Here is an 11,313-nt window from a genome sequence, read left to right on the forward strand (position 1 = left end):
CCCGATTTGCGAGCTAGGTCGCACGCGCTGCAGAACTGTCGTGGTTTAGTGCAGGTATGAGCGAGCACACAGTCGGCGCTGTGGACCGGAGCAACGGGCAGGGCGATTCGGACTACGAACACCACGGCGGGTTCCCCAAGTACGAAGTTGCCGAACCGGGGCCGGACTGGCAGAGGTTCGTCGAGGCGATGCGGACGTTGCAGGACCTTGCGGTCTCGACCGATCCGCCGCGTGACGTACTGGTCGAGGTCGCGGACCGAGCGGAGGAGATGGCTGCGCTCCTGAAGCCCCACGTCGTTCCCGAGGGGCAGTCGCCGTCGGGTCGTGCGATCGACCTTCCGGGGCGTGGCAGCCTGCTGATGCTCCCGTGGACCGTCGAGAAGTTCGGACCGGACGGGGTGCAGAGTCGAGGTGTGTTCAGGCGGTATCACCTCGGCGGCAACGGGGCAGCTCATGGCGGAACGCTGCCGCTGCTGTTCGACGACCTGATGGGCATGATCGTGCACGCGTACGGTCGCCCGATCAGCCGTACCGCGTATCTACATGTCAACTACCGTGCGGTGACTCCACTCGACACCGAACTCGTCGTGGAGGGCAGTGTCGACCGTGTCGAGGGTCGCAAGACTTACGTGACGGCGCGACTGCTGCAGGGTGACAAGCTGCTAGCGGACTGTGAAGCGTTGATGCTGCAGCTACTTCCCGGACAACAGTGAGACTTCCCGCCTACGACGAAATCGCCGCGGGCGCAGTCGTGGTGAGTATTCCGATGCGGGTGCGGTTTCGTGGAGTCACCACAAGGGAAGCCGTCCTCTTGCGTGGACCGGCCGGATGGGGCGAGTTCGCCCCTTTCGTCGAGTACGAGGACGACGAGGCCGCGAACTGGCTCGCGGCGGGAATCGAAGCGGCGTGGGCCGGACCGCCCACGCCCCGCCGGGACATGGTTCCCATCAACGCAACCGTTCCGGCCGTCGATCCGGCGCAGGTGCCGGAGGTGCTCGCTCGCTTCGACGGTGCGACCACGGCAAAAGTGAAAGTGGCCGAGCGAGGACGTGATCCGCGCGAGGACATCGAACGGGTTCGCGCGGTTCGTGCGCTGATTCCGAACGTGCGCGTCGATGCAAACGGTGGGTGGACGGTGAACGAGGCGGTCGACATGCTGTCCGCCCTCACTGCGGACGGTCCGCTCGAGTACGCCGAACAGCCCTGCGCAACAGTGGAAGAACTGGTCGAAGTGCGCCGTCGCCTACCCGGTGTTCGCATCGCCGCCGACGAAAGCATCAGGCGGGCAGAAGATCCCATGAAGGTCGTGCGTGCGGGCGGTGCCGATGTCGCCGTGGTGAAGGTTGCGCCGTTGGGCGGGATGCGTGCGCTGGTCGGTCTGTCCGAGACGTTGGCCGAGTCCGGTGTTCCCGTCGTCGTGTCGAGTGCATTGGATACGGCAGTGGGCATTTCGGCCGGGTTGGCGGCGGCAGCTGCGGTTCCCGATCTCGAAATGGCCTGTGGTTTGGGCACGGGAGGTCTGTTCGTAGAAGATGTGGCCGCGGCACATGTGACCGTCGATGGCGAATTTCCAGTCACCGCTGTCGAGCCGGACGGCGATCGACTCGCTCGCCTGTCGGCGAGGTCGGATCGTGTGTCCTGGTGGATGGAGCGCATGCGCCGATGCCATGAACGGCTCGAATCTGGAAGTAGTTCACTTTTCGTATAGTGTCCTCCGCGGAACTGATCGATCGGCCAAACGGAGGCATTGAAAGTGGTTGCAGCTCTGAAAGAATCCCTGCTCGACGAGTCACGCGTTCCCGAGGTCGTCTCGGACGTCAACGCTCTGATCGACGCGGAGGTTTCGGACAAGTCGGGAGCTTCCGGCCTGGCACTCAAGGGTGGCTACGCTGCCGTCAAGAAGGTCGGTCCGTCCATCGTTCCGGACGCCATCGAAGGCCTTCTTCCCGAGTTCGTGGAGAAGCTCGAACCGTACTGGCAGGACTTCTCCGCCACCGGCGGAGCCTCGTTCTCCGAGTACCTCGTGGCTCGTGACGAGGACGTGTCGAACTCTCTTCTCGGCGTCACCGACTCGCGAATCGAGAACAGCGATCGCGGCGCAGTGAAGAAGGTCTACTCGTCGCTGCGTTCGTCCGCGCAGAAGCACGTGATCGAGGCACTGCCGCGACTGGGTGATCTGGTGCAGAAGTACGCCGCCTGAGCAGAACTCGAGTGAGTGAGGGGCGCCGACGAAATGCCGTCGGCGCCCCTCACTCGTTGCGTGTGGGTCAGGCGGATGCTCGCCCGAATCTCCAGTATCCGGTGAAGGCGATGTGCGACTTGGGGACGTTTCGTTCGCTGACGAGGTGTCGTCGCAGTCCGGTGGCCAGAGCGCTTTCGCCCGCGACGAACGCGTAGCAGGTGCCCGACGGCAGTTCGGCCTGCTTCACCGTCTCGAGGGCAAGCGTCCCGGGTCGTGCATCGGGATCCTCGCGGACGAGCCAGTGGATGTTCACGTTGTCGCCGAGCTCCGAAATGTCCTGTGCGTCATCGGCATGGGGAATCTCGATGAAGACTTCGGCGCGAAGGTCGGCGGGTGCGGAGTTCAAGATTCCGACGATCGCGGGGAGTGCACTCTCCTCACCGACGAGTAGCTGCCAGTCCGCGTCGGGGGCCGGGTTGTAGACGAGCCCTTCGTCGAGAATGGCGACCTCGTCGCCGTCGGCTGCCCGGCCGGCCCACGCCGATGCCGGGCCGAGATCGCCGTGCGCAGCGAAGTCGATGTCGATTTCGGTGGTCTCGCCGTGCTGTCCGGTGCCGGCGGGCCGAATGTTGCGGATCGTGTAGTTGCGCACGTCCGGCCGAGTCTCCTTGGACATGAGTTTCCACTGTGCGAACCAGAAGGTGCTCGCGCTCGTCGGCAGGCGCAGCGAATCCTGGTCCGGCCGGGGGAAGAACATTCTGAACCATTGGTCGAATCCCATCGGCGTCACCGAGTCGAGTTCCTCCCCGGCGATGGTGACGCGGATGAAATTGGGGCTGATTCGCTTCGAAGCGACAACCCGCGCCGATGCGACCTGACGACTTTCCGGCTTGACGTACTTGCTCACGTGGCTCCCCGTGATCGAGTGGATATTGTCAGGTAAGCCTAACCACGTTCGGGGTCATGGGTGTGTCGGTCGATCCAATTGCACCGTTCGCGGGGGAAGGCCCCATTCATTGCGGCCCAGGCGGCTCAGTGGTGCGAGTGCCGCGAAGTCGGGAAGCCCGTCGTCGGCGATCGACTCACCGCGCACGGACACCGCCACCACGTTGCCCATGACGACGAACGAGTTGCCCACGGGAACCACCCGTTCGAGAGTGCACTCGATGGACACAGGCGAGTCCGCGACACGAGGCGGGCGGACGCGCTCGCTCGGCTCGGTCGCCACCCCGAGTTCGGCGAACTCGTCGACTGTGTGGTCGTACGTGGCAGAACTGGCATTCACGACCGACATCAGGGATTCCGTGGCCACGTTGATCACGAACTCGCCGGTGGCCTCGATGTTGCGGAGACTGTCCTTGCGGGTGACCGACGTGAACTGCACGACCGGCGGGTGTGCGCTCGACACCGAGAAGAAGCTGTACGGCGCCAGGTTCGCGACACCGTCCTGCGCCGACGTCGATACCCAGGCGATGGGACGGGGAACCACGCACGAGGTGAGCACCTGGTACATGCGGTCCGGGGGTAGTTCGGTCGGATCGAAGAGGGTGCGCATGGGTCCATGTTGCCAGCGGTCGCGCAGGCACGCGCCGTGACCAGGTCGCTCGACGAAGTCCATTCGCGATCTGACAGTCTTGAAGGCGTGAATCCGTCCACCGCGCAGGCAACAGCAGTCGTCGACGAACTCGTCCGTGGCGGGGTTCGCGATGTGGTGCTGTGCCCGGGTTCCCGCAATGCGCCGCTCGCTTTCGCGCTCGAGGAGGCGGACCGCGCGGAGCGGCTCCGGCTGCACATGCGCATCGACGAGCGAACCGCGGGCTTTCTCGCCCTCGGGCTCGCCATCGCAGGTCGCAGGCCCGTTCCGGTGGTGATGACTTCGGGTACGGCCGTCGCCAACCTGGGTCCCGCAGTTCTCGAGGCCAACTACGCGCGTCAGCCTCTCGTCGTGCTCAGTGCGAATCGGCCCTACGAGATGTTGGGCACGGGCGCCAATCAGACGGTCGAGCAGCTCGGGCTGTTCGGGAGTCAGGTGCGGGCCACCATCAGCCTCGGCCTCGCCGAGGACGATGCCGGACAGAACAGTCAGTGGCGTTCGGCGGTGTGCCGGGTGCTGGCGGCTGCGCGCGGAACTCGGTCCGGCAACGCGGGCCCCGTGCATTTCGATATCCCGTTGCGTGAGCCGTTGGTTCCGGACGTGCACGCCCAGGGCCCGGTTCCGCAGGGCCGCAGCGACGGCGCCGCGTGGACGACGACCCAGCACGCCACCCTCGACGTTCCGGTCGACCTCGACATCACACCGGAGACCGTCGTGGTGTCCGGGCACGGCGCCGCGTTGCGCCCCGAGCTGGCGGGGCTGCCGACGGTGGCCGAGCCGACTGCCCCGCTGCACGGCATTCCGCTGCACCCGCTCGCTCTCCCCCAGTTGAAGCCTCGTCAGGCGATCATCACCGGTCGGCCCACGTTGCACCGTCCGGTGTCGAAGCTGCTCGCAGACCCCTCGGTCGACGTGTACGCGCTCACCACGGGCCCGCGCTGGCCCGATGTGTCCGGGAACGTTCTCGCCACCGGTACACGAGCGATCGTCACCGGCGAACCGGATCCGGCGTGGATCGCCAGGTGCCGCACCCTGTCCGAGCATGCGGACAAGGCGGTTCGTGGTCAGTTGGCCGCGCACCCGGCCGCGACCGGGCTGCACGTTGCCGCAGTCGTCATGGATTCGCTCGCACCCGGGGATCAGCTGCTTCTCGGCGCCTCCAACCCGGTGCGCGATGCGGCGCTCGTCAGCTACCCTTCGCCTGACATTCGAGTGTTGTCCAATCGTGGTGTCGCGGGTATCGACGGCACGGTGTCCGCTGCGGTCGGCGCGGCCATGGCGTACGAGGAGGGGCGCACGGTGGCACTGCTGGGCGACCTCACCTTCCTGCACGATGCGTCGGGATTGCTCATCGGAACCGGTGAACCGCGTCCCCGTGACCTGATCATCGTCGTCGCGAACGACGACGGCGGCGGAATCTTCGAACTGCTCGAGCAGGGGGACCCGCAGTACGCGGGAGTCTTCGAGCGGGTGTTCGGCACCCCGCACGGCATGGACCTGGCCGCGTTGTGTGCGGCATACAGAATCGAGCACCAGGCGGTAGATCTGGCGGGCCTCGCCGAGAAGTTGACCACGTCGGCGGAAGGCATCAGGGTTCTCGAGGTGACGACGGAACGAGCCGGTCTGCGCGAACTGCACGCAGCCGTACGAGCTCAGCTGTGAACGCCCGGGTGACCAGGCGTGTGATTCGCGGCGTCGCGATAGCCGCGATCGTGATCTCGGTGCTGTCCGTGCTGCTGGTGGTGGCTGCCTGGCGCAACGACCACACCATCGAATCCGACATGGGGACGGCCACGGGCGAAGTTCTGTCTGCAGGTTCGTTGCGGTCCGCGATCTCGTTCGTCACACCCGACGGTGTCACACACAACCCGGAGCTCGGGGTTCTCTACCCCACCCGGCTCACGGTGGGCCAGCTCATCGACGTCCAGTACGCACGAAGCGACCCGGACCTGGTGCGCGTGGCAGGAAGGGACGCGAGTGTGGCGATCGTGCCCGCCCTGTCGGTGATCGTCGTGACGTGGCTGATCGCGGGGCCGGTGATCTGGTATTTGCGCCGTCGCTGGGCGAACGAACCCGGAGTTTCCCGGAACTTCGCCTCGTCGTAACGGTGTTATCGCTGCCTCGATCCTGGTGGCTGTCACGCTGAGACACGTGAGAGTAGCCATCGTCGCGGAATCGTTCCTTCCGAACATGAACGGGGTTACCAATTCGGTGCTCCGAGTTCTCGAACACTTGGGCCGAACCGGACACGAGGCCATGATCGTGGCCCCGGACACGGTGAGTGGGCTTCCCGCCGCACCGGGTGAGCACGAGGGCGTACCGGTACACCGCGTGCCGGCGATCATGGTGCCCAAGGTGAGTTCGCTACCGGTCGGCCTGCCCCAGCCGGGCCTCACTGCACAGTTGCGCGCCTTCGATCCCGACGTGGTGCACCTGGCGTCACCCTTCTTGCTCGGCGCCGGCGGGCTGGGTGCCGCTCATCGGCTTGGTGTGCCGACGGTGGCCGTCTACCAGACCGACGTGGCCGGTTTCGCCGAAAGCTACGGGCTCGGCGTCACGACCCGTGCGGCGTGGGCGTGGACCCGCAGACTTCACAAGGGCTGCACCCGAACCCTCGCACCCTCCACATCGGCGGTCGATGCGCTGGCCACCCACGGCATCCCACGCGTGCACAGGTGGGGTCGGGGAGTGGAGGCCACTCGCTTCGCGCCTTCGCGCAGCAACGAGGCGCTTCGGCAGAGCTGGTTGCGCGGCGAGGACAAACTGGTCGTTGGTTTCGTCGGCAGACTCGCACCGGAAAAGCACGTCGAACGTCTTGCCGCGGTGGCGTCGGATCCGCGAATCCAACTGGTGATCGTCGGGGACGGACCGGACCGGGCGGCGCTGCAGGCGGCCATGCCGGACGCCGTCTTCACCGGTCAACTCGGCGGCACCCAGCTCGCCGAGGCCTATGCGAGCCTCGACGTGTTCGTACACCCGGGTGAGCACGAGACGTTCTGCCAGGCCGTCCAGGAAGCGCTCTCGAGCGGCGTACCGGTGATCGCCCCCGACGCCGGCGGACCTCGCGATCTCGTGTCGCACTGCCGCAACGGGTACCTCTTGCCGGTGGACCGCTTCGGCGAACTTCTGCCGAGCGCCGTCCAAGCACTCGACGACAGGTGGATGCGCGCCCGCTTCGGTGAGGCCGCCAGGCAGTCGGTTCTGCACCGCACCTGGCCGGCTCTGTGCGACGAACTGGTGCAGCACTACGTCGACGTCACGGGAAGGTCCGCCGCCGAAGAGGGTCGGGCGGCCTGAACATCTCGTCCCTTGTCGTCGGTTGGTAGCGTTTCGGTCGTGGCAACTACACACGGTTCACGCGCCTCTCTCGAAAAGGATCCGCGCGAGGTCGCGTCCATGTTCGACGGTGTCGCCAAGCGATACGACCTCACCAACGTCGTCCTGTCTTTCGGACAAGACCGCGGTTGGCGAAAGGCGACTCGCTCGGCGCTCGGGTTGAAACCAGGGGAGCGGGTGCTCGATCTGGCTGCCGGAACCGGTGTGTCGACGGTGGAACTCGGCCGGTCCGGTGCCTGGTGTGTGGCCACCGATTTCTCCAAGGGAATGCTCGAAGCCGGGGCCGAGCGGGACGTCCCGAAGGTTGCGGGGGACGCGATGCATCTTCCCTACGCGGACGGGGTGTTCGACGCCGCCACCATCTCCTTCGGGCTCCGCAACGTTTCGGACTTCGATGCGGGGCTCCGCGAGATCGCTCGCGTCACCCGGCCGGGCGGGCGCCTCGTCGTCAGCGAGTTCTCGACACCCGTGTTCGGGCCCTTCCGCACCGTGTACATGGAGTACCTGATGAAGGCACTGCCGCGGGTCGCACGCGCGGTGAGCAGCAACCCGGACGCCTACGTCTACCTCGCCGAGTCGATCCGCGCCTGGCCGACACAGGAACAGTTGGCGAAACGCATCGAGGCCGCCGGCTGGAAGAACGTGCAGTGGCGAAACCTCACCGGAGGGATCGTCGCGCTCCACCGCGCCACGCGCTGAGTCTTCAGCCGAAGAGGGGCCGAGAATCTGCCTTGCGCGACGCCGCCCCAGACCCTCGCCAAATACGCGCGGTGAGGTCGGCATCCTCCTCGGTGACCAGATTTCCCATCACGCGAACCGCGATCGTCATCAGTGCACGTGACCGCATCGCCACCGGCCCGGACACCGGAAGTACCCGCGGCACCGTGAGCAGTCCGGCGAGACGGCGCGCAATCGAGAACGCGCGACCGTAATGGTCCCGTAGAACGGTCGGCCACACCAGCGTCAGATCGTCCTCGTCCAGCAGGTCGGCCACCAGGCGGCCGCCTTCGAGCCCGTAGTCGATACCCTCACCGTTGAGCGGATTCACGCACGCCGCCGCATCACCGATCACGGCCCAGTTGGGTCCGGCGACGTTGGACACCGCTCCGCCCATCGGCAGGAGGGCGGACGCCACGTCCCGCAACTCCGACTCCCACAACCAATCGGCCTGACGCTGCGTGCGATACAGGTCCAGGAGGGGACGGAGGGCGCCAGGGGCCGGCCGTTTCGAGGTCGCGAGTGTGCCGACACCGATGTTCACATCACCCGTGCCGAGCGGAAAAATCCACCCGTAACCAGCCTGAAGTGTGCCGTTCGAGTCGCGGAGTTCCAGGTGGGACGTGATCCAGGGGTCGTCGCTACGCGGCGTTGCGACGTAGGCGCGGGCGGCGACTCCGTAAGCGGTGTCCCGGTGCCACTCGCGGCCGAGCTTCTTTCCGAGAGTGGAGCGCACACCGTCGGCGACGATCAGTGTTCGACACCGAACTGTCCTGTCGCCGTCCGCAGTCCGCAAACGCACGGCCGAGACCCGATCCCCGTTTCGTTCGACGTCGACGGCTTTCGAGTTCTGCGCCATGACCGCGCCGGACTCCACCGCCGTGGCCCTGATGCGATCGTCGAGCTCGGACCGTGGAACCGCACTGCCGACCGCAGGCAAGGAACCACCAGGCCATTCCAATTCCAGTTCCTGCCCGAACCCGCTCAGACGCAACCCACGATTGGCCGCCTTGGAACGAACCCAGTCACCGAGACCGAGTCGATCCAGTTCTGCCACTGCGCGCGGGGTGAGTCCGTCACCACACGTCTTGTCTCGGGGGAACGTGGCCGAATCGGCGAGGACCGTCGTGAGTCCGGATCGGGCGGCCCAGGCTGCGGCCGACGAACCCGCAGGTCCGGCGCCGATCACGAGTACATCGGTCGACTCGGGCAACGACTGTTCGGTGAATGACTGATCATCTGCGGCCACATGCACATCCTGTCAGGGCGGCGCGAGACGTGTCGTCCGCTGGGTCGAGCGCCGGGTGAGCGGCTAGGTTCACTACGGTATGAACCGAGCCGTCACTGACGACAGGAATGGGTACTGAGACCGTGAGCACTGAGGGCACCGCACGCGCTGCTGGTGGCGTGAGCGCAGATACCGTTGTTGCCGGGATCGAACTGGGTGATTCGCAGCTCGCCTCGGTGGTCCGTGACGGGCTGAAGCAGGTGGAGGAACTGCTGGTCGGAGAGCTGTCCGACGGGGAGGACTTCCTCACCGAAGCCGCACTCCACCTCGCGAAGGCAGGTGGCAAGCGGTTCCGCCCGCTGTTCACCCTCCTCACAGCACAGTTGGGACCGAAAGCCAACGATCCTGCCGTGATCACCGCGGCCACGGTCGTCGAACTCGTTCACCTCGCCACGCTCTACCACGACGACGTCATGGACGAAGCCTCGATGCGCCGTGGGGCGCCCAGTGCCAATGCCCGATGGGGCAACAGCGTGGCCATCCTGGCCGGTGACTACCTCTTCGCGCACGCGTCCCGGCTGGTGTCGACGCTCGGCCCGGAAGCCGTCAAGATCATCGCGGAGACGTTCGCCGAGCTGGTCACCGGACAGATGCGTGAAACCATCGGTGTCAAGCAGGAACAGGACCCGGTCGAGCACTACTTGCGTGTTGTGTGGGAGAAGACCGGTTCGCTCATCGCGGCGTGCGGCCGATTCGGCGGCACCTTCTCGGGAGCCGATACAGACCATATCGAGCGACTCGAGCGCCTGGGCGACTCCGTCGGTACCGCATTCCAGATCTCCGACGACATCATCGACATCTCGTCGGTGGCGGCCCAGTCCGGCAAGACTCCCGGCACCGACCTCCGTGAGGGAGTGCACACCCTCCCCGTTCTGTACGCCTTCCGCGAGGAGGGAGCCGACGCGGATCGACTGCGCGAACTCCTCGACGGCCCGGTCACCGAAGATGCCGACGTCGAAGAGGCATTGGCGCTCCTGGAACGCTCGCAGGGCATGATCGACGCCAAGGCAAAGCTCGGCGAGTACGCCGACCGGGCACGTGCGGAGCTGGCCGAATTGCCCGCCGGGCCGGCCAACGATGCTCTGTCGAAGCTGGTCGATTACACGATCGCGCGGGTCGGCTGACTCGTCCGGGAAACCTTTCACCTCGGTGCTTCGTTCGACAAATGGGGGACGAGTAGGAAGGGCAGCACGTGCGCGGATACGCAAACGGGGCGAAGACGCTGGTCCTGTTGGTCGGGATGTCGGCGCTCATCGTCTTCATCGGAGCGTTGTTTCGGAACACGACGATTCTTCTGTTGGCCATCGTCTTCGCAGTGGGCATGAACGCCTACGCATACTTCAACAGCGACAAGATGGCACTCAAGGCCATGCACGCCCAACCGATCACCGAGGTTCAGGCGCCTGTCATCTATCGCATCGTGCGTGAACTGGCCACCACCGCGCATCAGCCGATGCCTCGGCTCTACATAAGCCCGACCGCGGCGCCCAATGCGTTCGCCACCGGACGCAATCCGAGACACGCAGCGGTGTGCTGCACGAGCGGGATTCTCGAGATCTTGAACGAACGTGAGCTGCGGGCGGTCCTCGGCCACGAACTGTCCCACGTCTACAACCGCGACATTCTGATCTCGTCCGTGGCAGGTGCGATGGCTGCCGTGGTTTCGGGACTCGCGAACTTCGCGATGTTCGCGAACATGTTCGGTGGGCGCGGGCAGGGCACCAACCCGATAGCACTGCTGCTGGTGTCACTTCTCGGCCCGATTGCGGCCGGCATCGTGAAGATGGCCGTGTCCAGGTCTCGTGAGTATCAGGCAGACCAGTCGGGGGCGGAACTCACCGGTGATCCGTTGGCGTTGGCGTCGGCGCTGCGCAAGCTGGAGCAGGGTACGCAAGCTGCGCCGCTACCGCCGGAGCCGCAGCTCACGGCGCAGTCGCATCTGATGATCGCCAACCCGTTCCGGGCCGGCGAGAAAATGAGCAAGCTGTTCTCGACGCACCCGCCCATGAAAGAGCGGATCGAACGTCTGGAGCGGATGGCCGGCCAGTAGGCGGCTCCGCCGCCTGTGAGTGGTGGGGGGGGGGCGGGGGGCGGGGGCCACACCCACGCCCTCTGGGGTTGGCAGTAGTTGAAGAACCTGAGGGGGATGCCGAAATCCGAGACCGCGAGTAGCGACTATACCGCCTGGCGGTGGGC

At 65.9% G+C, this 11,313-nt stretch carries 12 protein-coding genes; 9 read left to right on the forward strand and 3 right to left on the reverse strand.

What is annotated here, in order from left to right; translation table 11 throughout:
• Positions 1–56: 56 nt before the first annotated feature.
• The 3 genes from ACFWO3_RS00635 to ACFWO3_RS00645 are packed head-to-tail and all read left to right on the forward strand — an operon-like array spanning position 57 to position 2,200.
• Entirely contained in the window at positions 57–713 is a 657-nt protein-coding gene (locus ACFWO3_RS00635; RefSeq protein WP_378572653.1) for a PaaI family thioesterase, read from the forward strand.
• Complete coding sequence (locus tag ACFWO3_RS00640; protein ID WP_378572655.1) at positions 710–1,708, forward strand: o-succinylbenzoate synthase; 999 nt, start codon at positions 710–712, stop codon at positions 1,706–1,708. The genes ACFWO3_RS00635 and ACFWO3_RS00640 overlap by 4 nt, the downstream gene beginning before the upstream one ends.
• Before the next feature lie 45 nt (positions 1,709–1,753).
• Positions 1,754–2,200, forward strand: a complete 447-nt coding sequence (locus tag ACFWO3_RS00645; RefSeq protein WP_378572659.1) for a DUF6918 family protein — start codon at positions 1,754–1,756, stop codon at positions 2,198–2,200.
• A 67-nt stretch (positions 2,201–2,267) separates the two neighbouring features.
• Here the strand turns inward: ACFWO3_RS00645 and ACFWO3_RS00650 are convergent, their stop codons facing one another.
• Both ACFWO3_RS00650 and ACFWO3_RS00655 read right to left on the reverse strand, forming a co-directional pair.
• Positions 2,268–3,089, reverse strand: coding sequence for a siderophore-interacting protein (locus ACFWO3_RS00650; RefSeq protein WP_378572661.1), 822 nt, complete (start codon positions 3,087–3,089; stop codon positions 2,268–2,270).
• A 54-nt stretch (positions 3,090–3,143) separates the two neighbouring features.
• Complete coding sequence (locus tag ACFWO3_RS00655; RefSeq protein ID WP_378572662.1) at positions 3,144–3,737, reverse strand: flavin reductase family protein; 594 nt, start codon at positions 3,735–3,737, stop codon at positions 3,144–3,146.
• An 87-nt stretch (positions 3,738–3,824) separates the two neighbouring features.
• On the opposite strand from ACFWO3_RS00655, the gene menD reads away from it, so the two are divergent.
• Genes menD through ACFWO3_RS00675 form a run of 4 tightly spaced genes read left to right on the forward strand, consistent with a single transcriptional unit; the run spans position 3,825 to position 7,811 of the window.
• Entirely contained in the window at positions 3,825–5,438 is a 1,614-nt protein-coding gene (gene menD, locus ACFWO3_RS00660; protein WP_378572663.1) for a 2-succinyl-5-enolpyruvyl-6-hydroxy-3-cyclohexene-1-carboxylic-acid synthase, read from the forward strand.
• The gene (locus ACFWO3_RS00665) at positions 5,435–5,881 is read left to right on the forward strand and encodes a DUF3592 domain-containing protein (protein WP_378572664.1); all 447 of its coding nucleotides are present in this window, start codon (positions 5,435–5,437) and stop codon (positions 5,879–5,881) included. Before menD ends, ACFWO3_RS00665 begins: the two co-directional genes overlap by 4 nt.
• 46 nt (positions 5,882–5,927) lie before the next feature.
• Entirely contained in the window at positions 5,928–7,073 is a 1,146-nt protein-coding gene (locus ACFWO3_RS00670; protein WP_378572665.1) for a glycosyltransferase family 4 protein, read from the forward strand.
• Between the two features lie 39 nt (positions 7,074–7,112).
• Complete coding sequence (locus ACFWO3_RS00675) at positions 7,113–7,811, forward strand: demethylmenaquinone methyltransferase (protein ID WP_378572667.1); 699 nt, start codon at positions 7,113–7,115, stop codon at positions 7,809–7,811.
• A gap of 4 nt (positions 7,812–7,815) precedes the next feature.
• On the opposite strand, the gene ACFWO3_RS00680 is transcribed toward ACFWO3_RS00675, so the two are convergent.
• The gene (locus tag ACFWO3_RS00680; RefSeq protein ID WP_378572669.1) at positions 7,816–9,078 is read right to left on the reverse strand and encodes a geranylgeranyl reductase family protein; all 1,263 of its coding nucleotides are present in this window, start codon (positions 9,076–9,078) and stop codon (positions 7,816–7,818) included.
• 107 nt (positions 9,079–9,185) lie between these two features.
• Between ACFWO3_RS00680 and ACFWO3_RS00685 the strand changes: the two genes are divergently transcribed.
• A complete protein-coding gene (locus ACFWO3_RS00685; RefSeq protein WP_378572671.1) occupies positions 9,186–10,241 on the forward strand; it encodes a polyprenyl synthetase family protein in 1,056 nt (351 codons plus the stop codon).
• A gap of 68 nt (positions 10,242–10,309) precedes the next feature.
• Positions 10,310–11,167 (forward strand): zinc metalloprotease HtpX, encoded by an 858-nt coding sequence (gene htpX, locus ACFWO3_RS00690; RefSeq protein WP_378572673.1) that lies wholly within the window; start codon positions 10,310–10,312, stop codon positions 11,165–11,167.
• Positions 11,168–11,313: the final 146 nt, after the last annotated feature.

It is taken from the genome of Rhodococcus sp. NPDC058521, from assembly GCF_042719695.1.
Lineage (GTDB): Bacteria > Actinomycetota > Actinomycetes > Mycobacteriales > Mycobacteriaceae > Rhodococcus_F.